The 25,870-nt window shown below is 63.8% G+C and carries 25 protein-coding genes and 1 rRNA gene; 21 read left to right on the top strand and 5 right to left on the bottom strand.

From position 1 onward, the window contains the following. The first annotated feature begins 5 nt into the window (after positions 1 to 5). The 12 genes from rrf (at position 6) to DNK89_RS04930 (ending at position 12,302) form a co-directional block, all read left to right on the top strand. Positions 6 to 118: ribosomal RNA gene (gene rrf, locus DNK89_RS04985) — 5S ribosomal RNA — on the top strand. A gap of 103 nt (positions 119 to 221) precedes the next feature. Continuing rightward, the gene (locus DNK89_RS04980) at positions 222 to 974 is read left to right on the top strand and encodes a 16S rRNA pseudouridine(516) synthase (RefSeq protein WP_110959113.1); all 753 of its coding nucleotides are present in this window, start codon (positions 222 to 224) and stop codon (positions 972 to 974) included. A 273-nt stretch (positions 975 to 1,247) separates the two neighbouring features. Beyond that, on the top strand, positions 1,248 to 2,234 hold the full coding sequence (locus tag DNK89_RS04975) for a YncE family protein (protein WP_056067105.1): 987 nt from the start codon (positions 1,248 to 1,250) through the stop codon (positions 2,232 to 2,234). A gap of 23 nt (positions 2,235 to 2,257) precedes the next feature. Next, positions 2,258 to 3,079: a polysaccharide deacetylase family protein gene (locus DNK89_RS04970; RefSeq protein WP_082522546.1), complete on the top strand. Its 822-nt coding sequence runs from the start codon at positions 2,258 to 2,260 to the stop codon at positions 3,077 to 3,079. Between the two features lie 97 nt (positions 3,080 to 3,176). Further along, positions 3,177 to 4,190 carry a sterol desaturase family protein gene (locus DNK89_RS04965; protein WP_110959112.1) on the top strand — a complete coding sequence of 338 codons (1,014 nt, stop codon included), beginning with the start codon at positions 3,177 to 3,179 and terminating at the stop codon, positions 4,188 to 4,190. Positions 4,191 to 4,225: 35 nt separating this feature from the next. After that, entirely contained in the window at positions 4,226 to 5,176 is a 951-nt protein-coding gene (locus DNK89_RS04960; protein WP_110959205.1) for an EI24 domain-containing protein, read from the top strand. Continuing rightward, complete coding sequence (locus DNK89_RS04955) at positions 5,173 to 5,994, top strand: molybdopterin-binding protein (RefSeq protein ID WP_060985994.1); 822 nt, start codon at positions 5,173 to 5,175, stop codon at positions 5,992 to 5,994. The genes DNK89_RS04960 and DNK89_RS04955 overlap by 4 nt, the downstream gene beginning before the upstream one ends. 172 nt (positions 5,995 to 6,166) lie before the next feature. Continuing rightward, positions 6,167 to 7,582, top strand: coding sequence for a type I glutamate--ammonia ligase (gene glnA / locus DNK89_RS04950; RefSeq protein WP_015013432.1), 1,416 nt, complete (start codon positions 6,167 to 6,169; stop codon positions 7,580 to 7,582). Positions 7,583 to 7,802: 220 nt separating this feature from the next. Beyond that, positions 7,803 to 8,330 (top strand): hypothetical protein, encoded by a 528-nt coding sequence (locus DNK89_RS04945; protein ID WP_015013433.1) that lies wholly within the window; start codon positions 7,803 to 7,805, stop codon positions 8,328 to 8,330. 81 nt (positions 8,331 to 8,411) lie between these two features. After that, entirely contained in the window at positions 8,412 to 9,437 is a 1,026-nt protein-coding gene (gene glnL, locus DNK89_RS04940) for a nitrogen regulation protein NR(II) (RefSeq protein WP_043566259.1), read from the top strand. 51 nt (positions 9,438 to 9,488) lie between these two features. After that, the gene (gene ntrC / locus DNK89_RS04935; RefSeq protein WP_110959111.1) at positions 9,489 to 11,126 is read left to right on the top strand and encodes a nitrogen regulation protein NR(I); all 1,638 of its coding nucleotides are present in this window, start codon (positions 9,489 to 9,491) and stop codon (positions 11,124 to 11,126) included. 228 nt (positions 11,127 to 11,354) lie between these two features. After that, on the top strand, positions 11,355 to 12,302 hold the full coding sequence (locus DNK89_RS04930) for a PA2169 family four-helix-bundle protein (protein WP_110959110.1): 948 nt from the start codon (positions 11,355 to 11,357) through the stop codon (positions 12,300 to 12,302). Between the two features lie 167 nt (positions 12,303 to 12,469). On the opposite strand, the gene xth is transcribed toward DNK89_RS04930, so the two are convergent. The 4 genes from xth to DNK89_RS04910 all read right to left on the bottom strand — a co-directional run bounded on the left by xth (position 12,470) and on the right by DNK89_RS04910 (position 15,395). Next, positions 12,470 to 13,249, bottom strand: coding sequence for an exodeoxyribonuclease III (gene xth, locus DNK89_RS04925; RefSeq protein ID WP_056637722.1), 780 nt, complete (start codon positions 13,247 to 13,249; stop codon positions 12,470 to 12,472). A 77-nt stretch (positions 13,250 to 13,326) separates the two neighbouring features. Further along, entirely contained in the window at positions 13,327 to 13,815 is a 489-nt protein-coding gene (locus DNK89_RS04920; protein ID WP_110959109.1) for a dihydrofolate reductase, read from the bottom strand. 32 nt (positions 13,816 to 13,847) lie between these two features. Continuing rightward, entirely contained in the window at positions 13,848 to 14,456 is a 609-nt protein-coding gene (locus DNK89_RS04915; protein ID WP_110959108.1) for a DUF4337 domain-containing protein, read from the bottom strand. A gap of 69 nt (positions 14,457 to 14,525) precedes the next feature. Continuing rightward, complete coding sequence (locus DNK89_RS04910) at positions 14,526 to 15,395, bottom strand: thymidylate synthase (protein ID WP_110959107.1); 870 nt, start codon at positions 15,393 to 15,395, stop codon at positions 14,526 to 14,528. 112 nt (positions 15,396 to 15,507) lie between these two features. On the opposite strand from DNK89_RS04910, the gene DNK89_RS04905 reads away from it, so the two are divergent. Continuing rightward, on the top strand, positions 15,508 to 16,020 hold the full coding sequence (locus tag DNK89_RS04905) for a GNAT family N-acetyltransferase (protein WP_110959106.1): 513 nt from the start codon (positions 15,508 to 15,510) through the stop codon (positions 16,018 to 16,020). A gap of 103 nt (positions 16,021 to 16,123) precedes the next feature. Here the strand turns inward: DNK89_RS04905 and DNK89_RS04900 are convergent, their stop codons facing one another. Beyond that, complete coding sequence (locus DNK89_RS04900; protein ID WP_110959105.1) at positions 16,124 to 16,417, bottom strand: DUF4148 domain-containing protein; 294 nt, start codon at positions 16,415 to 16,417, stop codon at positions 16,124 to 16,126. A gap of 437 nt (positions 16,418 to 16,854) precedes the next feature. On the opposite strand from DNK89_RS04900, the gene DNK89_RS04895 reads away from it, so the two are divergent. From DNK89_RS04895 to xylB, 8 genes are all read left to right on the top strand, one after another. Further along, positions 16,855 to 18,186, top strand: coding sequence for a sugar ABC transporter substrate-binding protein (locus tag DNK89_RS04895; RefSeq protein ID WP_110959104.1), 1,332 nt, complete (start codon positions 16,855 to 16,857; stop codon positions 18,184 to 18,186). A gap of 146 nt (positions 18,187 to 18,332) precedes the next feature. Beyond that, positions 18,333 to 19,196, top strand: a complete 864-nt coding sequence (locus tag DNK89_RS04890; RefSeq protein ID WP_110959103.1) for a carbohydrate ABC transporter permease — start codon at positions 18,333 to 18,335, stop codon at positions 19,194 to 19,196. Between the two features lie 13 nt (positions 19,197 to 19,209). Next, entirely contained in the window at positions 19,210 to 20,049 is an 840-nt protein-coding gene (locus DNK89_RS04885) for a carbohydrate ABC transporter permease (protein WP_110959102.1), read from the top strand. A gap of 47 nt (positions 20,050 to 20,096) precedes the next feature. Further along, complete coding sequence (locus DNK89_RS04880; protein ID WP_110959101.1) at positions 20,097 to 21,140, top strand: ABC transporter ATP-binding protein; 1,044 nt, start codon at positions 20,097 to 20,099, stop codon at positions 21,138 to 21,140. Positions 21,141 to 21,145: 5 nt separating this feature from the next. Next, a complete protein-coding gene (locus DNK89_RS04875; protein ID WP_110959100.1) occupies positions 21,146 to 21,880 on the top strand; it encodes an SDR family oxidoreductase in 735 nt (244 codons plus the stop codon). A gap of 19 nt (positions 21,881 to 21,899) precedes the next feature. Next, positions 21,900 to 23,291, top strand: a complete 1,392-nt coding sequence (gene dalD, locus DNK89_RS04870; RefSeq protein ID WP_110959099.1) for a D-arabinitol 4-dehydrogenase — start codon at positions 21,900 to 21,902, stop codon at positions 23,289 to 23,291. 30 nt (positions 23,292 to 23,321) lie between these two features. Further along, positions 23,322 to 24,257 (top strand): AraC family transcriptional regulator, encoded by a 936-nt coding sequence (locus DNK89_RS04865; protein WP_110959098.1) that lies wholly within the window; start codon positions 23,322 to 23,324, stop codon positions 24,255 to 24,257. A gap of 124 nt (positions 24,258 to 24,381) precedes the next feature. Beyond that, entirely contained in the window at positions 24,382 to 25,866 is a 1,485-nt protein-coding gene (xylB, locus tag DNK89_RS04860; protein WP_110959097.1) for a xylulokinase, read from the top strand. Positions 25,867 to 25,870 lie beyond the last annotated feature (4 nt).

Genomic DNA, 25,870 nt, shown 5'->3' with positions numbered 1-25,870 from the left:
TTATGCCTGATGACCATAGCAAGTTGGTCCCACTCCTTCCCATCCCGAACAGGACAGTGAAACGACTTTGCGCCGATGATAGTGCGGGTTCCCGTGTGAAAGTAGGTCATCGTCAGGCTCTTACAGCCCAGAAAACCCCAGTCAGATATGACTGGGGTTTTTTGCTTTGGAAAGGCGGAAGTTAATTACCGCTGTCCCAGCATCTTCTGCAACTATTGGCCATGCAACTGCAAGACATTCTCTATTCCCAGGGCTTTGGTACGCGACGTGTCTGCGCGGGGCTGATTCAGCAGGGATGGGTTTCGGTGTGTGATGCGTCGTCGCCCAATGCTGATTACGTCCTTTGTTCGGAGGCAACGGCCGATTTCGAGCCCGAAGGGCTGCTGCTTCGCGTGCAAGGGGTGGACTGGCCTTTCCACGCCAAGGCTTACGTACTGCTGCACAAGCCCGCCGGTACGGAATGCTCTCAAAAGCCTTCTACCTATCCCAGCATCTACACCCTATTGCCTCCGCCGTTGCGCCAGCGGCCCACAAAGAGTGCTGTGCAAGGCGTGCAGGCGGTGGGGCGTCTTGATCAGGACACAACGGGTATGTTGCTATTGAGCGATGACGGGCAATTCATTCATCGCTTGAGTTCGCCCAAGAAGCATGTTCCGAAGGTTTATCAAGTGACGACCAAACACCCGGTGGACGAGACACAGGTGTCGAAATTGTTGGCGGGGGTTGTGCTGGACGATGATCCCAAGCCGGTGCGTGCTGCAAACTGCTCCATCGTGGATTCCCATCGCTTGGATATGACGCTGACTGAGGGCAAGTACCACCAGGTCAAGCGGATGATTGCAGCAGTTGGCAACAGGGTGGAGGGGCTACATCGCTCTCGCATTGGACGCATGGATTTGCCTGCGGATTTGGCCCCCGGCCAATGGCGATGGCTCAATGCTTCCGATCTGGCACTGTTGAACAGCAATGCTTAAGCATGTTATCTGGAGGAGCGGCCTCTTTTGATTGGCTCAGAGCGCGCGGCCAGGGCACTGTGACTCATGTCGTTGATCCCTTGACTGCCGAGGCAGGGAGAGCTTTGCTGGCAAGTTGTGGTCTCGCCCTGCGATATGCCCTGGCACCCCAGGCAGCGCAATACCGGGATGACCTGAGTCAAAGAGAGCACGATCACCCTGATGTTACGTGTTGTCGCTCGGGTCCGTGCTGGGCGCGGCGCTACACTTCAAGGCTGTGTTGAAAGTGGTTTTGTGAAGATTCTCTCGATTGCACGCATCTGCGTTGTGGCCCTTGGTGGGTGGTGTTACTCCTTGGCCAGTGTGGCGGCGGGCGCTCCGCCGCTTTTTGTACTCAATTCGCTGGAGGCCAACGTCAGCGTCATCGACCCAGTGACCTGGACTGAGACGGCCCGCATACCCACAGGTAAAGAGCCGCACCACCTGTATCTGACTCCCGATGAAAAGTCGATCATCGTGGCCAACGCGCTCGGTGACACGCTGACGTTTGTGGACCCCCGTACCGCCGAGGTGCAGCGTACCGTACGTGGGATTGTGGACCCCTACCATCTGCGATTCAGTCCCGACATGAAATGGTTCATCACGGCCGCCAACCGTCTGAATCACGTGGACTTTTACCGCTGGGACGGCAAGGACCTGACCCTGGTGCAGCGCGTGGCCACATCGCGCACCCCCAGCCATCTATGGATCGATAGTCGCAGCACCACCGTCTACTCGACCATGCAGGACAGTGACGAACTGGTGGCGATTGATATTGCCACCCAGACCATCAAATGGCGTGTCAAAACAGGCCCTATGCCTGCGGATGTCTACGGCAGTCCCGATGGCAAGCACCTGTTTGTGGGACTGACGGGCGGTGACAGCGTGGAGGTGTTCGATATCTCAGGGCGTGAAGCGGTCAGCGTCAAGCGGATCAAGACAGGCAACGGTGCTCACGCCTTTCGTGCTGCTGGCGATGGGCACCACCTGTATGTGAGCAATCGCGTGGCCAACTCGATCAGCAAGATCGATATGAACACCCAGCAGGTCGTCGAGTCGTACCCTGTGCCTGGCGGCCCTGATTGCATGGATGTTTCGGCGGACGGACGCTACATCTACGTCAGTTCCCGTTGGGCACGGAAGCTGTCCGTGGTGGATACCCAGGCCAAGAAGGTGGTGCGCCAGGTCAACGTGGGCAAATCGCCCCACGGCGTTTGGACCTTGCAGCACGCGCCGCGTTGAGCGCTGCACCGCCGGTCAGAGGTATGTTTCTCAGCGCTCTTCGTGTACCACACGGCAGGCGTCGCAATGCTATTATATTGATAGCTGCTTGGGCATGTTTCACTAGCGCTACTGCGCAAAATGACTGCAAAAAACCCCTCTACCTGACCTTTGACACCGGCCACATGGAAGTGGCGCCTTTGGTGGCTGAGGTGCTCAAGCGCCAGCAGGTGCATGTGACCTTCTTTGCTGCAAACGAGCGCACGAAGGAAGGCGATGGAAGTCTGGGAGACCATTGGGCCCCGTGGTGGCGTGCACGCGCCGCGGAGGGCCATGAGTTTGCCTCCCACACCTGGAATCACACCTACTGGCGTGCCGATGCTGGCAGCGCGCCGCATCCAGCGTTTCGGGTCCGTCCCTCGGCGGGACAGCGTGAGGGTCAAAGCTTTGTGATGTCCGCAGCTGAATACTGCGAAGAAATTGCCCGTGCTGCGGATCGTTTGAAGGCCATTACCGGCAAGACGCCTTTGCCCCTGTTCCGCGCGCCTGGCGGCAAGACCTCTGCACAATTGATTGCCAGCGCGAAGGCCTGCGGCTACGCGCATGTGGGGTGGTCGCCTGCCGGCTTCTTGGGGGATGAGCTGCCCAGTGAGACGGCCAGCAACACCGCGCTGCTGAACAAGGCGCTGCGTGATGTGCGCAGTGGCGACATCCTGCTGGCGCACCTGGGGATCTGGTCGCGCAAGGACGCCTGGGCGCCCGCTGTGCTGGAGCCTTTGATTGAAGGGCTCAAGCAGCGAGGGTTTTGCTTTCGTACCTTGCGGGATCATCCTGACTATGCGGCCGCAGCGGCTCAGGTTCGCTAGATGGGCTGTGGGATCAAGTTGGATTGCGTGCGCCGTGGCTGAGGGCGCACGCGCCGCATGTTTGCATGATTAACCAGGTGCCAGGGAGCGCGACACGATGGGATGGCTAGGCGGTGTATTTGACAGCGTGCAGCAATGGCTTTTTGAGAGCGTGCTGCAGCCGCTGATGTTCAGCACAGGGCTGGCCAGCCTGCTGGAGAACGGCTATGAGGCATCCGGCTGGCTGCTGGTGGGATTGCTGCAGCTGGTGGTCATCGTGGCTGTGATTGGCCCCATGCAGCGCTGGTGGCCGGTGGAGCAGATCAATGACCGCGCCACCATCCGCACTGACATCCTCTACACCCTGATTCACCGGCTGGGATTGTTCCGGCTGGCGCTGTTTTTCACGGTGGATCCGCTGGCGGATTCACTGTTTGGTGCCTTGCGTGTGGCGGGTGTCAGCACGTTCCAGCTCGATGGCCTCTGGCCGGGTGTGACGGACATCTCCTGGGTCAGCTTGCTGCTGTATCTGGTGGTGTTCGATTTTGTGGACTACTGGATCCACCGGGGGCAGCATCACTTTGAGTGGTGGTGGCGCCTGCATTCGCTGCACCATGCACAGCAGCAGATGACGATGTGGAGCGACAACCGCAACCACCTGCTCGATGACCTGCTGCGCGACGTGATTCTGGTGACGGTGGCGCAGCTGATTGGTGTTGCGCCGGGGCAGTTCATTGCCATCGTGGCCATCACCCAGCTCAGCGAGAGCTTTCAGCACGCCAACGTGCGGCTGTGGTTTGGTCAGGTGGGTGAGCGGCTCTGGATCAGCCCCCGGTTTCACCGCCGACACCACAGCATTGGCATTGGCCACGAGACGGTCAAGCCTTCGGCCGAGGCAACATCGGGCCAAGCAACAACGCCGCCGCGTGTGGTGCTCGGCGGGCACAACTTCGGGGTGCTTCTGCCTTGGTGGGACATGCTGATGGGCACGGCCAACTTTGAAAAGCGCTTTGACCCCACGGGCGTGCGCGACCAGGTCGAGCCGGGCCCCGATGGCCGTGTGCGCGACTACGGCGCGGGGTTCTGGTCCCAGCAATGGCGGGGCGTACTGAGGTTGCTGGGCAAGGCCTGAGCGGCTTGGCGGGCGCTGCCTGTATGCTTGCCACCATGGGATTACTGCTTGATTCTTTCTGGCGTGCCGCTGCCTATTGCCTGCGTCCGCGGGTGATTGCGCTGTCGCTCTTGCCTCTGTTCTTGATGGCCGTTTTGGCACTCGGCCTGGGTTACTTCTACTGGGACGCGGCGGTGCAGGGGATGCGCGCATTGCTCGATGCGTCCTCGTTGCTGGCCAGCGTTTGGGGTTGGCTTCAGGGCTGGGGCCTGGGGGATGTGACTGCGGTCATGGCGCCGTTGATGGTGGTGCTGGCCGTGGCGCCTGTGCTGGTGGTGGTGTCGCTGCTGGCCGTAGCGGTACTCATGACCCCCGCCCTGGTGGCATTGGTGGCTGCGCGGCGGTTTCCGGATCTGGAGCGCAAGAAGGGCGGGTCCTTCATTGCGAGTGTGGCCTGGTCGGTAGGGTCCACGGTGTTGGCCCTGGTGGCGCTGGTGGTGTCCGTTCCGCTGTGGCTGGTGCCGCCACTCGTACTCATCCTGCCGCCGCTGATCTGGGGTTGGCTGACCTACCGGGTGATGGTGTTCGACGCCCTGGCTGACCACGCCAGCAAGGAAGAGCGCCTGGAGATATTCCGCCGCCATCGCAGCAGCCTGCTGGGCATTGGCATCGTCACGGGCTACCTCGGGGCAGCGCCCAGCATTGTGTGGGCATCGGGCGTGGTGTTTGCCGCCGCGTTTTTTGTGCTGGTGCCACTGGCGATCTGGATCTACACCCTGGTGTTCGCGTTTTCCTCGCTGTGGTTCACGCACTATGGCCTGGCCGCCTTGCAACGCTTGCGGGCCGAGCGGGGGACGAATATGCCCATGGCCGAGCCCGCCCCTTCGTCGGCCTCGTCTGCATTGACCCCACGCCCTGCGGGCACGCCGACGCTGGAAACTGCGGCCCCTGCTGCGGCCGTGCTACCACCCCCTGCCATTTCGCCCTCTGGAGACAACGCACCATGACACCTACCTTCGGCCTCATCATCGTGGGCGACGAGATCCTGTCGGGCAAACGGGCCGACAAGCACATGCCCAAGGTGATCGAGCTGTTGTCGGCACGCGGCCTGTCCCTGGCCTACGCCGACTATGTGGGGGACAGCCCGGACCGGATCACAGCCACCTTGCAGCGGGCGTTCGCGTCGGCCGATGTTGTGTTCTCGTGTGGTGGCATTGGTGCAACGCCTGACGACCACACGCGGCAGTGCGCTGGACGAGCCCTGGGCCAGGATCTGGCACTGCACCCAGAGGCCGAGGCGCTGATCCGCGAACGCATGCAGGATGTGGCGCGAGAGCAGGGCGTGCCCTACGAGCCTGATCGCTCTGACAACGTGCACCGCCTCAACATGGGCATGTTCCCGGTGGGCGCGCGCATCATCCCCAATCCTTACAACAAGATCCCCGGCTTCAGCTGCGACGGGCCTGGCGGTGGATCCGTGCACTTCGTTCCTGGGTTCCCTGTGATGGCCTGGCCCATGATCGAGTGGGTGCTGGAGCACCATTACGCAGCCCATTTCAACCGCGCGCCGCAGACCGAGCAGTCAGTGGTGGTCTTTGGCGCGATGGAGGCATCGTTGACGCCCCTCATGGAGCAGATTGAAAAATCGCACCCTGATGTGCGGGTGTTCAGTTTGCCCAGCGTAGATCATCCACAATACGGGCGGCATATCGAACTGGGTGTCAAAGGGCCAGCGTCTTCCGTGCCCGCAGCATGGCAGGCACTAAAAACAGGTTTGCACGAATTTGGTGCAAATTGTGGCCCTGAATTGGTGCGTAACCTCTGAGACCCAGATTGGAAAGATGGATTGCACCGTATTGGTGCTTTTGGGCGTATGCCACGCCGACCTGCTGCCAGTAGCGCTCCTTCATAGTGCGGTGCTGCACTCGGCTGGCACGCAAACTGCTTTTGTTTCAGCAAACTCTTTTTTCAACAAGCGCTTTATCCAGGAGAACCTGATGGCCAAGACCGTTGCAGACGTGATGAAGATGGTGAAGGAGAACGAAGTCAAGTTCGTTGACTTCCGTTTCACCGATACCCGTGGCAAACAACAGCACACCACGGTGCCCGTCTCTCACTTCGACGAAGACAAGTTCACTTCGGGCCACGCCTTTGACGGCTCGTCGATTGCCGGTTGGAAGGGCATCGAAGCCTCCGACATGCAGCTGATCCCCGACCCGAGCACGGCCAACATCGATCCTTTCTTCGAAGAAACGACGCTGATCCTGACCTGCGACGTGATCGAGCCCGCCGACGGCAAGGCCTATGACCGTGACCCGCGCTCCATCGCCAAGCGCGCTGAAGCCTACCTGAAGGCCTCCGGTCTGGGCGACACCGCCTACTTCGGTCCTGAGCCAGAATTCTTCATCTTCGACGGCGTTCGCTGGAGCACTGAGCCCAACAACACCTTCTACGAAATCGAAGAGTACGAAGCTCCCTGGAACACCGGCGCCAAGCTGGAAGGCGGCAACCGCGGCCACCGTCCCACCGTCAAGGGCGGCTACTTCCCAGTGCCTCCCGTTGACAGCACGCAAGACATGCGCGCCGAGATGTCCCTGATCCTCGAATCCCTGGGCATCCCGGTCGAAGTGTTCCACCACGAAGTGGCGGGCGCTGGCCAGAACGAAATCGGCACCAAGTTCAGCACGCTGGTCGAGCGCGCCGACTGGACCATCCTGCAAAAGTACGTGATCCACAACGTGGCAAACGCCTATGGCAAGACCGCCACGTTCATGCCCAAGCCTTACCACGGCGACAATGGCTCCGGCATGCACGTGCACCAGTCCGTGTGGAAGGACGGCAAGAACCTGTTCGCTGGCGACGGCTATGCCGGTCTGTCGGACTTCGCGCTCTACTACATCGGCGGCATCATCAAGCACGCCCGTGCCCTGAACGCCATCACCAACCCCGGCACCAACAGCTACAAGCGCCTGGTGCCTCACTTCGAAGCCCCGGTGAAGCTGGCCTACTCGGCCAAGAACCGTTCTGCCTCGATCCGCATTCCTTATGTGGCCAACCCCAAGGGCCGTCGCGTGGAAGCCCGCTTCCCCGACCCACTGATGAACCCTTACCTGGGCTTCGCTGCACTGCTGATGGCCGGTCTGGACGGCGTGGAAAACAAGATCCATCCGGGCGAAGCCGCCACGAAGGACCTGTACCACCTGCCTCCAGAAGAAGACAAGCTGGTGCCCACCGTGTGCCACAGCCTGGACCAAGCCCTGGAGCACCTGGACAAGGACCGCGCGTTCCTGACCAAGGGTGGCGTGTTCACCGACAGCATGATCGACGCCTACATCGATCTGAAGATGAACGAAGTGACCCGCTTCCGCATGGCCGTGCACCCTGTCGAGTACGACATGTACTACTCGCTGTAATCGTCTGCTTGCAGACCATGGCTCAAAAAGGCGGCGCAAGCCGCCTTTTTTCATGGGCGGGCGAAGCGGGCAGGCGCGCTGAGTACACGCGGTGGAACCAAGGCTTAAGGTGTTGCATCCGTATACACAGCCCTGCAAGGGTCTGTCTTTGTTGGATTGGAGATGTGGGGTGATTGGGGGATACTCCCCCGACCCCTGCATGTCCGTGCGAGGAAACCGAATGAAAAAAACGCTCATCACCCTGCTTCTCATCGCCGCCGCCGTTCCCGCAGTCCAGGCGCAAGACCGCATCTACCGTTGCGGCAACGAATACACCAATAACGCGCAGCAGGCCAAGGAGCGTGGCTGCAAGCTGGTCGAAGGGGGCAATGTCACCGTGGTGCAGGGCACCCGCCCGGCGTCTGCCGCAGCCCCAGCCGCCGGCGGTGGTGGTGCAGCAGCCCCGTCGTCTGCGACCTCGCCCGCCAACGCTCCGCGCGTCAGCAACAACGAGCAAAAGTCCCGCGACTCGGATGCCCGCGCCATTCTGGAGTCCGAGCTGCGCAAGGCGGAAACGCGCCATGCCGAGCTGCTCAAGGAATACAACAACGGCGCCCCTGAGCGCAATGCGCTCGATCTGCGCAACCCCCAGCGCTATACCGAGCGCACTGCCGAACTCAAGGCGAGCCTTGCCCGCAGCGAGAGCGACATCGCAGGGATCAAGCGCGAGATTGCCCGCCTGCCCGCGCCCGCAGCGCCCACCAACTGACAACGGCGACAGCGCGTGAGTGCCCCTTCCTTTCCCGACCTGTCCGGCACTGACACCGGGCGTTTTCATTCCCTGGACCTGATGTCCACCCTGGTGGCGGTGCTGCGCGCTGACGATGGCGCGGTGCAGTTTGCCAATGCCGCGCTGGAAAACACACTGGGCCTCTCGCGCCGTACCCTGGAAGGGGCGGACTTCTCCACCTTCTTCACCGACCCCGCCTTGCTGCAGACCGCACTGGCGGGCGCCCGGGGCAAGGACTTTGCCGCGCTGCGCTACGAGGCCAGCCTGAAGCGCCTGCACCAGGACCCGGTGCCCGTGCATGTCAACGTGGCCGATGCCGAGCAGGTCGGCGAAATCCTGGTAGAGCTGTGGCCGCTGGAGCAGCAGGCCCGCCAGGACCGCGAAGAGCGCCTGCGTGACCAGGCCCAGGCCAACAAGGAGCTGATCCGCAACCTGGCCCACGAGATCAAGAACCCGCTGGGCGGCATTCGGGGTGCGGCACAGCTGCTGGAGATGGAGCTCGACAACCGGGAGCTCACCGAATACACCCAGGTCATCATCCACGAGGCCGACCGCCTGCAAAGCCTGGTGGACCGGCTGCTCGCGCCCCATCGCCACCCCCACCTGGTGGGCGATGTGAACATCCACGAGGTGTGCGAGCGCGTGCGTTCGCTCGTGCTGGTCGAATACCCGCAGGGCCTCAAGGTACAGCGCGACTACGACACCTCCATTCCTGAGTTTCGCGGGGACCGTGCGCAGCTCATTCAGGCGGTGCTGAACATCGTGCAAAACGCGGCCCAGGCGTTGTCAGAGCGTATCGCCAAGGGCGATGCCGTGATCACGCTGCGCACACGTGTGGCCCGCCAGGTCACGTTCGGTCGGCAACGCTATCGGCTGGCACTGGAATTGCATGTCATCGACAACGGACCGGGCGTACCCGATGCCATCAAGGAGCGGATTTTTTACCCCTTGGTGTCGGGTCGGGACGGCGGATCAGGGCTGGGGCTGACGTTGGCGCAAACCTTCGTGCAGCGACACCACGGGTTGATCGAATGCGACAGCGTACCGGGTCGCACCGACTTCCGAATCCTGATCCCCTTGCCTTGACAGCGCACGACGGTCCCTGACACGCAACCACAGGGAAGGTAAGAAAAACATATGAAGCCGATCTGGATAGTAGATGACGACCCCTCGATCCGCTTCGTCCTGGAAAAGGCGCTGGCCCGCGAGAACCTGCCCACGCGCAGCTTCACGCACCCGCGCGAAGTGCTGGACGCACTGGCCGATGTCACTGCGGGCGACCCCGCCCGCCAGGGCCCCCAGGTCTTGGTGAGCGACATCCGCATGCCCGGAGGCTCGGGCCTGCAACTGCTGGAGAAGGTGCGCGAGCTGCAGCCTGGCCTGCCCGTCATCATCATGACGGCGTACTCCGACCTCGACAGCGCGGTGTCGGCCTTTCAGCGCGGCGCGTTCGAATACCTGCCCAAGCCCTTTGACCTGCCCAAGGCGGTAGAGCTGATCCGCCGCGCGGTCGAAGAAAGCCAGCGCGAAGAAGTCACCGAAGAGCGCCAGACCGCAACCCCCGAAATGCTGGGCCAGGCGCCCGCCATGCAGGACGTGTTCCGCGCCATCGGGCGGCTGTCGCAAAGCCAGGTCACGGTGCTCATCACCGGCGAATCCGGCTCGGGCAAGGAGCTCGTGGCGCGCGCGCTGCACAAGCATTCGCCCGTGGCCGATGGCCCCTTTGTGGCCATCAACACCGCCGCCATCCCCAAGGACCTGCTGGAGAGCGAACTCTTCGGCCACGAGCGCGGTGCCTTCACTGGTGCGCAGACGCAGCGGCGCGGCCGCTTTGAGCAGGCCGAGGGCGGCACGCTGTTCCTCGATGAAATCGGCGACATGCCGTTTGATTTGCAGACGCGTCTTCTGCGCGTGCTGTCTGACGGCCAGTTCTACCGGGTGGGCGGCCACGCGGCCGTCAAGGCCCATGTGCGCGTGATTGCCGCCACGCACCAGAACCTGGAGCAGCGCGTCAAGGAAGGCGGCTTCCGCGAAGACTTGTTCCACCGCCTCAACGTGATCCGCCTGCGCCTGCCCGCGTTGCGCGAGCGGCACGAGGACGTGCCCATGCTCACGCGCCACTTTCTGCAGCAAAGCGCCCGGCAGCTGGGCGTGGAGCCCAAGCGCATTGCCGACTCGGCGCTGGCGCGGCTGGAGCAGTTCGCCTTTCCGGGCAATGTGCGCCAGTTGGAGAACATCTGCCACTGGCTCACGGTGATGGCGCCCGCGCAGGTGATCTCGCTGCAGGACCTGCCGCCCGAGGTGCTGGAAGCTCCGGTCTACCAGCCGCCCGTGCGCGCTACGGCTGGAGCTGAGCCTGCAGCAGCGACGGTGACATCCATGCCGGTGGCCCCGCTGGCACCTGTCGCCCCGGTGGCGCAGCCAGCGCCCGATCTGGTGGGTGGTCTGCACCCCGCAGCGCCCGTGTCGATTCCCGTGCCTGCGTCTGCACCTGCGGCCGCTGCGTCCTGGTCGGCCGACGCTGTGGCAGCCCCTGTGGCTGCCGCCCACAGTTGGGAGCAGGCACTCGAAACAGAAGCTCAAAAACTGCTCGCAGGCGGCCAGCCCGAGGTGTGGGACGCGCTCACGCGGCGCTTTGAGTCGCGCCTGATTCGTACGGCCCTGGTGGCCACCCACGGCCGCCGCATGGAGGCCGCGCAGCGCCTGGGCATCGGGCGCAACACCATCACCCGCAAGATCCAGGAGCTGGGCCTGGACGCGCCGGACGAAGCGTGAAAATGGCCGCAGGCGAATGTTGATCATGCCTCTGTAGCTATTGAAATCGTAGCGATGCAAGGTGCCGCCGCTTCGTTGGTGGCATCGCTGTAACTTGGCCCGGATGCGCGCTGCGCATCGCACTGCATGGCGGGCCATGTCCTACATGCAGGCCCTCCCTGGGCCGACCCGGCACTCCGGAGGTGGCTTCAACAATGAAGTCACTGTCAACCAACCGGAGATGTTCCTATGTCGGATTTCAACGATGCCAACCGTGACCCTTTGACCAATGAGCCGGGTGCTCACCCCGTCGGAACGGGCGTGGGTGCTGCCCTGGGTGGCGCTGCAGCTGGCGCTGCCGCCGGTGCTTTCGGCGGCCCGGTCGGCGCTGCCATTGGTGGCGTAGCAGGGGCCGTGGCAGGCGGCTTGGCTGGCAAGGCGGCTGCCGAGGCTGTCAACCCCACCGAAGAAGACGCCTATTGGCGCGAAACCTACCACCGCGAGCCCTACTACGTGGGTGGCCGCACGTACGACCAATACCGTCCCGCCTATGAGCTGGGCTGGTCGTCCGTGGGCCGCTACGAGGGCGACTTTGACGCCATCGAGCCGCGCCTGGCCGACGACTGGCGCGCACGCCACGGCAGCGACGGCCTGGCCTGGACCGATGTGCGCCCCGCCACCCGTGCGGCGTGGGAGCGCGCCGCAAACCGCACTGCGCTCGCCACCGACCGCCCAATGGACGTGATCGACGCCGAGGATGTGGTCGATGTACTCAATGACCTGCTGGAGTCTGCACGCGATGGCGAGTACGGCTTCCATGCATGCGCCGAGCATGCCGAGTCGGGCCAGCTCAAGGGCATCTTCCAGCGCCACTCGCGTGAATGTGCCGCTGCCGCTGTCGAACTGGAGCATGAGATCCGCCGCCTGAATGGCGACCCCGCACAGGGCGGTACGGTGGCGGGTGCGCTGCACCGGGGCTGGGTGTCGGTGAAGACGGCACTCTCCACCCGCGATGACAAGGCCGTGCTGGAAGAGTGCGAGCGTGGTGAGGACGCTGCGGTGGCCCGCTACCGCAAGGCGTTGAAAGCTGCGCTGCCTGCCGATGTGCGCGCGCTGGTGGAGCGCCAGGCACAAGGCGCCCAGCGCAACCACGATGAAGTGCGTGCGCTGCGCGACGGGTTCTCGCCACGGCCCTGATCCCAGGGGCCAGGGGCGCCCCTTTAGGTGAGCTACGCCTGAGATGGCGCCTGTGCTGCACCTGAGGGGTGCCCCCAGAAAAAAGGCTGCCAGAGGAATACTCTGACAGCCTTTTTGCGTTGCTTGCGGGCAGCCTGAGGACTGCAGCCGAGCGGTCGTATTACGTATCAGGCGCTCATCGTGACCACCACCGGCGCGTGGTCGCTGGGCTGCGGGTTCTTGCGTGGGGCGCGGTCCACCACACAGGCCGTCACTGTGGGCTTGAGCGCTTCGCTCACCAGGATGTGATCGATGCGCAGGCCCCGGTTTTTCTGGAAGCCCAGCATGCGGTAGTCCCACCACGAGTAGCTCTTCTCAGGCTGGTCGAACATGCGGAAGGCATCGGTCAGCCCCAACGCCAGCAGCGCCTGGAAGTGGTTGCGCTCTTCGGTGGTGTGGTGGATGGTCTCGCGCAGGCCTTCGGGGTCGTACGAGTCGCGGTCTTCAGGCGCCACGTTGAAGTCGCCCACCAGCACCAGGCGGGGGTGGGCCGCCATCTCGGCGCGCACCATGTCCTGCAGGGCCTGCAGCCAGCGCATCTTGTAGGCAAACTTTTCAGAGCCCGGCTCCTGACCATTGACGAAGTAGCCGTTGAGCAGGCGCAACGGGCCTGCGGGCGTGTCCAGCGTGGCGGCAATGACGCGGGCCTGCTCGTCGCCAAAGTCGGGGATGTTGCGCACCACGTCGCGCAACGGGTGGCGGCTCAGGATGGCCACGCCGTTGTAGGTCTTCTGGCCGAAGGCGACGGCTTCGTAGCCCGCCTCTTTCAGCGCGTCGTGCGGAAACTTGTCGTCGGTGAGCTTGAGCTCCTGCAGGCACAAGGCATCGACCGGGTTGGCGGCCAGCCAGGCCAGCACCTGGGGCAGGCGCACCGACAGGGAGTTCACGTTCCAGGTGGCAATTTGCATGGTTTTTGGCCGGTTGCGCTAGTGGATCATGCGCTGGTAGCTATCAAAAAGTGAGTAAGAGTGGTGGGGCTGCGTCGTCAGCTGCGGCGCACACGGGTCACAAAGCTGAACGGCAGTCCGTTGGTGCTGACGTGCTGCTCGCGGGCAGTTTCTACCCATTCTGGGCCCAGCACGGGGGCATAGGCATCGCCGTCAAAATCTTGCGCAATCTCCGTCACCTCCACGCAGTCCGCCAGGGGCAGGGCCTCGGCATAGATCTGCGCGCCACCGATGATCCACACGGTCTTGCCCGCGTCGCACAGTGCCAGGGCCTCGGTCAGGTTGCCAGCGCGGTGGGCACCCTCGGCCTGCCAGTCGGCCTGGCGCGTCACCACGATGTTGGTGCGGCCGGGCAGGGGGCGAAAGCGCGGGGGCAGCGAGTCCCAGGTCTTGCGGCCCATGACCACCGGGCAGCCCTGCGTGAGCTGCTTGAAGTGCGCCATGTCCTCTGGGATGTGCCAGGGCAGGCGGTTGTCCTTGCCGATGACGCCGTTGGCCGCGCGGGCGTAGATGAGGTGCAGGGGCATGGGGCTCGCTCGGTGCGTGAGTGGGGAGGGAATCAGATGTGCAGGAACGCCAGCGCGCCCACGCCCAGGCCCACGGCGGCCACGCCGTACATGCCGTATTCCAGCCACTTCTTCTTGGTCAGCAGCGCAATGGCGGCCAGGGCAATCGCCACCTGCAGCGCGGTGGTGGCCTGGGCCCAGCGGTGGTGCTGGTGCATTTGGGCTTCGCTTTGCTGGTCGAACGCGTGGGCATCGGCCTCCAGCTTCTCGGCCACAGTCTTGATCTCGTTCTTTTCTTTTTCGTAGCGGTCGATCTTGGCCTGGTACTTGGCCTTTTCGGTCTCGGCCGGGGTCAGGTCACGTGCCAGCTCGGCCAGGCTTTGTTTGGTGCTTTTGGACTGGAAGTAATTCCACTGGTTGGAGGCCTCAGTCTTCTTGATGGCCGCGTCGTTCTTCATCAGGCCCGCATTGGCCTGCGTGGCGCCGCCCATGTAGGCAAAGATGGCGCCCACCGTGGCCACAATGGCCGTGAACATGGCGATCTTGTTGGTGGACGAGCCGCCGCCGTGGTCCGCGCCGTGGTGTGCAGCATCGTGGCCGTGGGTGGCATGTTCGACCGCGTGGTCGTGGGGGCCGTGTACGTGGAATCCGCCGGAAGACATGGATAGAAACTCGTTGTATTGGTTATGGGGGAAGGCAGGGCGGGTGCAGCTGGCGCACCGGGGCGGTGATCAGACCGCCACGGGCGCCTTGATGGCCGGGTGGCACTGGTAGTCCAGCACCTCAAAGTCTTCGTACTCGTAGTCGAAGATGCTGTCCGGCTTGCGCTTGATGTTCAGCACGGGGTAGGGGTAGGGCGTGCGTGCCAGTTGCGTCTGCACCTGTTCGTGGTGGTTGCTGTAGATGTGGCAGTCGCCGCCCGTCCAGATGAAATCGCCCACGTCCAGGTCGCATTGCTGGGCCACCATGTGGGTCAGCAGCGCGTAGCTGGCGATGTTGAAGGGCACGCCCAGAAAGATGTCGGCACTGCGCTGGTACAGCTGGCAGCTCAGCGTGCCGCGCCCGCCGGGCTCTTGCGCCGGGGCCACGTAGAACTGGAAGAAAGCGTGGCAGGGCATGAGCGCCATCTTGTGCAGCTCGGCCACGTTCCAGGCGCTCACAATGATGCGGCGCGAGTCGGGGTTGGTTTTCAGCGTCTTGATCACGTCGCTGATCTGGTCGATGTGCCCGCCGTCTGGTGTGGGCCAGCTGCGCCACTGCACGCCATACACGGGGCCCAGGTCGCCGTCCTCGCGCGCCCATTCGTCCCAGATGGTCACGCCGCGCTCTTTCAGCCAGTTGTTGTTGCTGGAGCCGGTCAGGAACCACAACAGCTCCTGGATGATGGACTTGAGGTGCACCTTCTTGGTCGTGACCAGTGGAAAGCCTTCCTTCAGGTCAAACCGCATTTGGTGGCCGAAAACGCTCTTGGTGCCGGTGCCCGTGCGGTCCGACTTGTCCACGCCGTGCGTGAACACATGGCGCATGAAGTCTTCGTACTGGGAGCGCACAGGGCGGGCAGGCAGGGCAGAGGCTGCCGGAGCGGCAGAAGGCTGGGTCATGGGATGGATCACTCAGGGTGGGGCGCCGCCATCAAGGGGTGGCCGTTGCCGACGGCGGATTTTATGCGGAGCGGGAGAATGCGGGGCTTACCCTCCATCGTCCGTCTTAGCAATGACAACTTCTGCCACTTCCGTCACCATCCGGCCCCTCCAAGCAGCCGACTGGCCCGCCGTATGGCCCATCCTGCGCACGACCTTCCAGGCGGGAGACACGTATGCCTTTGCCCCCGACAGCAGCGAGGCCGAGATCCACAAAGCCTGGTTAGAGCTGCCTGCAGCAACCTTTGTCGCCCTCGGTGCGGGCAGGGAGATTCTGGGCACCTACTTCATCAAGCCGAATCAGCCTGGGCAGGGCGCCCATGTGTGCAACTGCGGCTATGTGGTGTCACCGGCTGCGCAGGGGCAGGGCGTGGCGTCGTTGATGTGCGAGCACTCTCAGCAGCAGGCTATGGCCATGGGCTTTCGGGCCATGCAGTTCAACCTGGTGGTGGCCAGCAACGTGCGCGCCGTGCGGCTGTGGCAGCACCTGGGCTTTGCGATCGTGGGCACGCTGCCCGGGGCCTTCAGGCACCACACGCTGGGCTATGTCGATGCCCATGTGATGTTCAAGACGCTGGTGGCCTGAGCCGGTTGCCCACGCAAAAAGGGCTCCCAAGTGGGAGCCCTTTCAGAGTCCGGGGGCCAGGCCAGCAACCGTGCGAGGCTACCACCGGGGAAGCTCTGCGTTCTTACATCGCGCTGATTTCGCCCGATGGGATCTTGCCGGTGCGCACAGCTTCAGCAGCCTGGGCACGCACCGCAGCGCGGTCGGCCGTGGACTTGTAAGTCACCACACGCGAACCAGCGGGTTCGATGGAGCGGGTCTGTGCCACGGTAGCGGCTTCGGCTTGCACTTCAGCGCGAGTGCGGTTGGTTTCGAACTTAGTGGCAAATTGCGAAGCATCGGCTTCGTCAGCTTGGGCACCAAAAGAAGCGAAAGCAGCGATAGCGGCGATGGAGAGGAAACGTGCGGTGTTGTTCATGATGAAAATCCTTGAAAGTTAAAAAGCGTCTCAAAAAAGCCGGTCAAAAACCATTCCTGAACCGGGTTCGGTGAGTCGCCTTGCGGGTTCGGCTCATCGATGGGTTGAACTGTACGCCGATGGTCTTCGGCGAAAAACTACGCAGTCGCAAACTGACTGTTCCAGTTTTGGAAACAGTGGGCGCGCACGAAGTGTGCCTCTGTGCGGAATTTGCTCTGGGCTACTCAGAGCCAAGGCAGGCATCCCGGGGGCGCAATGCACATACCCAATTGATGGATCTAGGTATAAATCCTGAGATTCTGGCGAAATTTAGTATGTGTATGGCTTTTCAAAGTATCAACTGAGCATCAGAGCATCGGTATCGTTCAGTCCATCAATGCCGCGATCCGACCGGCGTTGAATGACAGATCCATACCAACTACGCAGGAGACGTTCCGATGCCCCGTTCCACCCGTCCACACACCCGCCTGGCCCTGGCCGTTGCTGCCCTGGCGGCATCGCTGTGCGGCGCCGCTGCGCACGCGCAGACCGAACTCGTGATTGCCACCGTGAACAACGGCCACATGATCGAGATGCAAAAGCTCAGCAAGAACTTCGAGCAGGCCAACCCCGACATCAAGCTCAAGTGGGTGACGCTGGAAGAGGGCGTGCTGCGCCAGCGCGTGACGACCGACATCGCCACCAAGGGCGGGCAGTTCGACGTGATGACGATCGGCATGTACGAGGCGCCCATCTGGGGCAAGAAGGGCTGGCTGCAGGAGCTGAAAACCGACGCCGCCTACGACGTGGACGACTTGCTGCCCGCCGTGCGCAATGGCCTGTCCATCGACGGCAAGCTGTTTGCCGCGCCGTTCTATGGCGAAAGCTCGATGCTGATGTACCGCAAGGACCTGGCCGACAAGGCCGGCGTGCAGGTGCCCGAGCGCCCCACCTGGCCACAGATCAAGGACCTGGCCGCCAAGATCCACGATCCCAAGAACGGCGTGTATGGCATCTGCCTGCGCGGCAAGCCGGGCTGGGGCGACAACATGGCCTTTTTGACCACGCTGGTTAACACCTTTGGTGGCCAGTGGTTTGACATGCAGTGGAAGCCGCAGCTCGAATCCAAGCCCTGGAAGGACGCGATCACTTTCTACGTGGACCTGCTGAAGAACTATGGCCCTCCCGGCTCGTCCGCTAACAGCTTCAACGAAATTTTGGCGCTGACCAACTCGGGCAAGTGCGGCATGTGGGTGGATGCGACCATCGCCGCGTCGTTCGTGGCCGACCCCAAGCAGTCCAAGGTGGCCGACCAGATGGCCTTTGCCCAGGCGCCCACCATGAACACTCCTAAGGGCGCCAACTGGCTGTGGTCGTGGAATCTGGCGATCCCCGCAGGGTCCAAGAAGGTGGAAGCCGCGCAGAAGTTCATCACCTGGTCCACCAGCAAGGAGTACATCCAGCTGGTGGCCAAGACCAACGGCTGGGCCAACGTGCCCACCGGCACGCGCAAGAGCACCTACGCGTCGCCCGAGTTCCAGAAGGCCGCCCGATTCGCTGCTGCAGAGAAGACCGCGATCGACTCGGCCAATCCCACCGACTCGACCTTGCCTAAGAGCCCGTATGTGGGTGTGCAGTTCGCTGCGATTCCTGAGTTCCAGGCCATCGGCATTGCGGTGGGTCAGCAGATGAGCGCAGCCCTGGCAGGCAAGACAACGGTGGACGCCGCGCTCAAGGCCAGCCAGGTGACGGCGGACCGTGAGATGAAGAAGGCCGGCTACTACAAATAGGCATTTATTCGGCTACTGCGCGGGCCGGTCCGGGGCCGGTGTTCCTCGCCGTACGGGAGTACGGCTGCGGTACAGCGACCCCGCCTCGGCCCGCTCGCGACGCCGACTGAACGCCTATTTCTGCTGGACTTTTTTCTGAGGCTTCCATGAACCGCCGCCTGCTCCCCCGCCTGCTGCTCACACCAGCCATGGCCACGCTCTTCCTTTGGATGATCGTGCCGCTGGTGATGACGATCTACTTCTCGCTCATCCGCTACAACCTGATGCAGCCGGACCAGACTGGTTTTGCCGGGCTGGAGAACTTTGAGTATTTCGTCACCGACCCTTCGTTTGGTACGGCAGTGGTCAACACGCTGCTGCTGCTGGGCAGCGTGATCCTCATCACGGTGGTGGCTGGCATTGCGATTGCACTGCTGATCAACGAGCCGTTTGCGGGGCGGGGCATTGTGCGGGTGCTACTTATCTCGCCGTTCTTCGTCATGCCCACGGTGAACGCGCTGATGTGGAAGAACATGATGATGAACCCCATCTACGGCGTGCTCGCGCAGGTGTGGATGTTCTTCGGCGCGCAGCCGGTCGATTGGCTCACTGACTATCCGCTGTTCTCCGTCATCGTGATGGTGTCATGGCAATGGCTGCCCTTTGCCACGCTGATCTTCATGACCTCGCTGCAGAGCATGAACCACGAACAGCTCGAAGCCTCGCGCATGGACGGCGCCAACTATCTGCAGCAGCTGCGCTACCTGTACGTGCCGCACCTCGCTCGCTCGGTGGCCGTGGTGGTGATGATCGAACTCATCTTCTTGCTCAGCATCTTTGCCGAGATCTACACCACCACCGGTGGGGGGCCTGGCGATGCCAGCACCAACGTCACTTTTTTGATCTTCAAGCAGGCGCTGCTCAACTTCGACGCGGGCGTGGCCTCGGCCGGAGCGCTGTTTGCGGTGGTGCTGGCCAACATCGCGGCCGTGTTCCTCATCCGCATGGTCGGCAAGAACCTCGACAAGTAAGGCTCGCATTTTTATGACCGCACGACGCCGTTCCCAATTTCCGCTCGGCATGCTGGCCCTGCGCACCGCTGCGGCCTGGGCTGTGGCCCTGCTGCTGGTGTTTCCGCTGGCCTGGCTGTTTCTCACCGCGTTCAAGACCGAGCTGCAGGCCATCGCCGTGCCGCCACTGTTCGTCTTCACGCCCACGCTCGAAAACTTTCACGAGGTGCAAGAGCGCAGCGACTACCTGCTGTACGCCAAGAACTCGGTCATCACCAGCGTGCTGTCCACCGTGCTGGGGCTCATGCTGGCCGCGCCTGCCGCGTATGCTATGGCCTTCTTCAAGGGCAAGTACACCAAGGACATCCTGATGTGGATGCTCTCCACCAAGATGATGCCCGCCGTGGGCGCGCTGGTGCCCATCTACGTACTGGCGCAAAAGAGCCACCTGCTCGACACACAGCTTGCGCTGATCATCGTGTTCGCGCTGTCCAACCTGCCCATCATGGTCTGGATGCTGTACTCGCACTTCAAGGACATCCCGCGCGAGATCCTGGAGGCCGCGCGCATGGACGGTGCCACGCTGTGGCAAGAGGTGCGCCTGGTGCTGCTGCCGCTGGGCATGGGCGGGCTCGCGTCCACCGGCCTCTTGTGCCTGGTGCTGTCATGGAACGAGGCCTTCTGGAGCCTGAACCTGAGCGCCGCCAAGGCGGGCACGCTGGCCACGCTCATCGCTTCGTACTCCAGCCCCGAGGGCCTGTTCTGGGCCAAGTTGTCTGCCGCGTCGCTCATGGCCATTGCGCCCATCGTGGTGTTTGGCTGGTTCAGCCAGAAGCAGCTCGTGCAGGGCCTGACCTTCGGCGCCGTCAAGTAAGCCGCCGCTCCATCCCACTGTCTTCAAGCATTCAGGAATCCGATTCCATGGCCTACCTTCAACTGCGCGGCATCGAGAAATTCTTTGGCGAACACCGCGCCATCAAGGGCATCGACCTCTCCATCCAGAAGGGCGAGTTCATCGTCTTCGTTGGCCCCTCGGGCTGCGGCAAGTCCACGCTGCTGCGGCTGATCGCAGGGCTCGAAAATATCGACGGCGGCACGCTCATGCTGGACGGCCGCGACATCACCGACCAGCCGTCGAGCAAGCGCGACCTGGCCATGGTGTTCCAAAGCTATGCGCTGTACCCGCACATGAGCGTGTACGAGAACATGAGCTTCGCGCTCAAGCTGGCCAAGGTGGACAAACAGGTGATCGATGAGAAGGTGCAGAACGCCGCGCGCATCCTCAACCTCACGCAGTACCTGCAGCGCACGCCCAAGGAGCTGTCGGGCGGCCAGCGCCAGCGTGTAGCCATCGGCCGCGCCATCGTGCGCGCGCCCAAGGTGTTCCTGTTCGACGAGCCGCTGTCCAACCTCGACGCCGCCCTGCGCGGCCAGACGCGGGTGGAGATCGCCAAGCTGCACCGCGACCTGGGCGCCACCACCATCTACGTGACCCACGACCAGGTCGAGGCCATGACGCTGGCCGACCGTGTGGTGGTGCTGCGCGACGGCATCATCGAGCAGGTGGGCACGCCGCTGGAGCTGTACGACCGGCCCGCCAACCAGTTCGTGGCCCAGTTCATCGGCACGCCGCAGATGAACGTGGTGCCCCTGCCGCAGCTGCCACCCCCCGTGCAGCAGCAGGCGCCGGAAGGCGCGATGGGCGGCGCCATTGGCCTGCGCCCGGAGAACATCACGGTGCGTAACACCGGCGCAACGCCGTTGCCGGGCCAGGTGGACCTGGTGGAAGCGCTGGGCGCCGAAACCCTGATCTACGTCAGCACCCCCGGCGGGGCGCAGTTTGTAGCCCGCCAGAACGACCGCACAGGCCTGCGCGCGGGCGATGCAGTGAGCCTGGACATCGACGCCTCGCAAGCCCACTGGTTCGACCCCCAAGGCCGCGTGGTGGCCCGGCAGGCTGCATGACGGTCATGAATCTCCAATACCCACTCCAAGGCAAGGTGGCGGCCATCACTGGCGCGGCTTCTGGCATCGGTTTTGCCAGCGCCCAGGCCATGGCCAATGCGGGCGCACGCGTGGTGCTGATCGACCGCGACGAGGCCGCGCTGGCCAAGGCCTGCGCGGCCATTGGCGAACGCGCTTCGCCGCTGGTGCTCGATCTGCTGGATGCCAGGCAGTGCGTCAGCGTGCTGCAGCGCACGTTAGCCATCGCAGGACCGCTGGACATCTTTCATGCCAACGCGGGGCTGTATGTGGGCGGCGATCTCGTCGATGCCGACCCTGACGCCATCGACCGCATGCTGCAGCTCAATGTCAACGTGGTGATGAAGAACGTGCACAACGTGCTGCCCCACATGATCGAGCGCGGCACGGGGGACATCGTCGTGACCAGCTCGCTGGCCGCGCATTTCCCCACGCCGTGGGAGCCCGTCTATGCGTCGTCCAAGTGGGCGGTCAACTGCTTTGTGCAGACCGTGCGCCGCCAGGTGTTCAAGCACGGCATCCGCGTGGGCTCCATCTCGCCCGGGCCTGTCATCACCTCGCTGCTGGCCGACTGGCCCGCAGAAAAGCTCGCCGAGGCCAAGGCCAGCGGCAGCCTGATCGAGGCCTCTGAAGTGGCCGAGGTGGTGCTGTTCATGCTCACCCGCCCACGCGGCATGACCATCCGCGACGTCGTGATGATGCCCACGAATTTTGATCTTTAGAAACCCGCTGTCACGCACCATGAATTTCATCCTGCATCTGGGCCTGGGCTCCTTTCACCGTGCCCACCAGGCCGTCTACGTTCACCAGCTGCGCCAGCAAGGTGACACGGGGTGGGCCATCGCGGGCGGCAACCTGCGCCCCGACATGGCCGACACCATCGCTGCCCTGCAGGCGCAGGGTGGCCGCTACACGCTGGAGACGGTCACACCCCAGGGCGATCGCAGCTACACCGTCATCGAGTCCATCCAGCGCGTGATTCCTTACCAGGACGATCTGGCCCCGCTGATTGCCATGGGTGCCGACCCCGCCACACGCATCATCAGCTTCACGGTGACCGAGGCAGGCTACTACCTCGATGCAAAAAACCAGCTCGATTGGCCCACCTTTGCCGACCTGCGCGCTGATCTCGCGGCAGTCAAGGCCGGGCAGGCGGGTCACACCATTTACGGCGGCCTGGTCAGCATCCTGCGCGCGCGCATGGCGGCTGGTGCGGGCGCAGTGACGCTGATGAACTGCGACAACCTGCGACACAACGGCGAGCGCTCGCGCAGCGGGCTGTTGCAGTTCATCGACGCGCTGGGCGATACCCGGTTGAAAACCTGGGTGGAGCAGAACACCACAAGTCCCAACGCCATGGTGGACCGCATCACGCCGCGCCCCACGTCCGATGTGGCTGAGCGCGTGAGGGCCGCGACCGGCTGGGACGACAAGGCAGCGCTCATGGGCGAGAGCTTCATCCAGTGGGTCATCGAAGACGATTTCATCGCCGGGCGGCCCGCTTGGGAAACGGTGGGCGTCGAGATGGTGCAGTCGGTGCAGGCGCACGAAGAAGCCAAGATCCGCCTGCTCAACGCCACCCACAGCTGCATTGCCTGGGCGGGCACGCTGGCGGGCTACCAGTACATCCACGAAGGAACACACGACGCCGCCATCCGCCAGATGGCCTACGACTACGTGACCGACGACGCGATCCCCGTGCTGCTGCCGTGCCCTATCGACCTGGAGCGCTACCGCGACGTGGTGCTGGACCGCTTTGGCAACCCCGCCATTGCCGACACGAACCAGCGCGTGGCCATGGACGCGTTCTCCAAGATCCCCGGCATGATCGCGCCCACCATCCGCGACAAGCTGGCGCGCAAGGCGTCGTTTGAAAGCGTGGCCCTGCTGCCCGCACTGTTCCTGGCCTACCTGCAGCGCTGGCATGCGGGGCAGATCCCCTACACCTACCAGGACCAGGCCATGGACCCAGCCGTGGCCCATGCCATCTGCGAGGCCGCCGACCCGGTGGCTGCCTTCGCGGCCGACACGACCCTGTGGGGCGAGATGGCCGGCCGCCCCGAGCTGGTGGACACCCTGCGCAAAGCCTATGCCCGCGTGCTGGCCTTTGTGGCGCAGCGGACAGGCGCCTGATGCTGGTGTAACTTCGGCCCACCCACTGCCATGACCGTGAAAACGCCCAACGCCCCGCGCCAGACCAAGCCCGAGCTGGAGCACGACTATGTGCGCTCGCCCGCGCTGGGCTACGAGCCGCCCGAGACGGCGGGGTTCATCCGCTGTCTGTCGCACGGTTTTCCCACGCCGCTGGCGCGCTGGCACTACCACGACGAGTACGAGCTGCACCTCATCACCGCCACGTCAGGCAAGGTGTTTGTGGGCGACTGGATCGGGCAGTTCCAGCCCGGCCAGCTGGTGCTGACCGGCCCGCGCCTGCCGCACAACTGGATCAGCATGGACTTGCCCGAAGGCGGCGTGCCGCTGCGCGACCTGGTGATCCAGTTCTCGCACGCGCCGCTGGTCGCCAGCAGCGAGAGCATCCCTGAGCTGCGCGAGGTGCTGCCGCTGCTGGAGCGCGCACGCCACGGCATCGAGTTCTTCGGCATGGAGGCGCAGGCGCAGGAGCACTGGCACCGCATCAAGGCGCGCCAGGGCCTGGCACGGTTTGGCGCGTTCTGCGAGTTCTTGAGCGACTTGGCGCGCTGCACCGACTTTCGCCTGCTGTCGAGCACGCAGCTGCAAAGCGAGGACGACGACACCCAGCTGGACCAGATCAACGCCATCGTGAGCCGCATCACCGACCATCTGGCAGAGCCGCTGTCGGCCGCCGACTTGGCGCAGGAGCTGGGCATGACGGAGAGCCGTTTTTCTCGCTTCTTCCGCCGGGCCACGGGCAACACCTTCACCGACTTTGTGAACCTGGTGCGCGTGAACCGCGCGTGCCAGCTGCTGATGGAGACCGAGCGCTACATCACGCACATCGCGTATGACGTGGGGTTCAACAACATGGCCAACTTCAACCGCCGCTTTCTGGACATCAAGGGCATGACGCCCAGCGAGTACCGCAAACAGGGTGCGGGAAGGTTTGGCAAGACCTCCTGAGCCCAGCAGGGATGGCCTCTGTGAAGAGGTGTCCCTGGTTGTGGACTCCCGGCATGCAGCCCGTCAGACGCACTGCGCAGGGCTAGCGCTTTCACTGTGAATCACTGACATCGGTCCATCCCCCATGTACCTCGGAATCGATTTGGGCACCTCGGGTGTCAAGCTCCTGCTGCTGGACGACGCGCACGCCGTGGTCGCCACGGCCGATGCGGCCGTGCCCCAGCACCGCCCCCAGCCCATCTGGAGTGAGCAGCACCCGGCCGATTGGTGGGCAGCAGTGGAGTCTGCCGTGGCGCAGCTGCGCGCACAGGTGCCTGCTGCGTGGGCGCAGGTGCGGGGCATCGGCCTCTCGGGCCATATGCATGGCGCCGCGGTGCTGGGCGCGCAGGGCCAGGTGCTGCGCCCAGCCATCCTGTGGAACGACGGCCGCGCCAGTGCCGAATGCGCGCAGCTGGAGTCCGCAGTGCCCACCTCACGCCAGATCACCGGCAACCTCGCCATGCCCGGCTTCACCGCGCCCAAGTTGCTGTGGCTTCGAACGCACGAGCCCGTCGTGTTTGACCAGATCCGCACTGTGCTGCTGCCTAAGGACTGGCTGCGCCTGCAGCTCACCGGTGATGCGGTGAGTGACATGTCTGACGCATCGGGCACCCTGTGGCTGGATGTGCAGGCCCGCACCTGGAGCCCGGCCATGCTGCAGGCCTGCGGACTCGATACATCGCACATGCCCGCGCTGGCCGAGGGCAGTGCGCCCACGGGCACGCTGCGCAGCGATGTGGCACGCCGCTGGGGGCTTGGTGGCAATGTCGTCGTGGCTGCAGGCGCGGGCGACAACGCCGCCAGTGCCGTGGGCGTGGGCGCCCGCACTGCAGGGCAGGGCTTTGTGTCGCTGGGCACCTCGGGCGTGGTCTTTCGCGTGACGGATGCCTTCGCTCCTGCCACCGAGCGCGCCGTGCACGCCTTTGCCCATGCGCTGCCGCAGCGCTGGCACCACATGTCGGTCATGCTCAGCGCAGCCAGTGCGTTTGGCTGGGTCACCCGGCTCACGGGGCGCGGCGAGGAGGCGCAGCTGTCGGACGCTGTGGGCACCCTCAGTACCAGCCGTCAGGCACAGGCGCCGCTGTTTTTGCCGTACCTGAGCGGCGAGCGCACGCCGCACAACAACGCGGCTGCCACCGGCGTTTTCATGGGCCTGCGCACCAAACACGACGCAGCCGACCTAGCCTATGCGGTGATGGAAGGCGTGGGCTTTGGTTTGCTCGATGGCCTCAATGCCATGCGTGCCGCCGGGGCCGGGCAGGGAAGGGCATCAAGTGATGTTGGCGCGGCGCTGGCCCTGGTTGGTGGCGGTGCCCGCAGCAGCCCTTGGGCGCAGCTGCTGGCCAGTGCGCTGGGCACTCCACTGCTGCGCCCGCAGGGTGCACATGCTGCAGCCGCGCTCGGCGCCGCGCGCCTGGCGGCCATGGCATGCGGTGGTGATGAAGCCCACTGGTGCCAACCCCTGCCCGCTGACGCCACCTTCCTGCCACAGCCTGCGCAACAAGCCCTGCTGGCCGAACGCTATGCCCGCTTTGTAGCGCTGTACCCGGCGCTGCAATCGCAGTTCTGATCTG

Source organism: Acidovorax sp. ST3, assembly GCF_003231145.1.
Classification (GTDB): domain Bacteria; phylum Pseudomonadota; class Gammaproteobacteria; order Burkholderiales; family Burkholderiaceae_C; genus Acidovorax.
The sequence above is the reverse complement of the archived record's forward strand: the minus strand, read 5'-3'. Positions and strand labels throughout refer to the sequence as shown.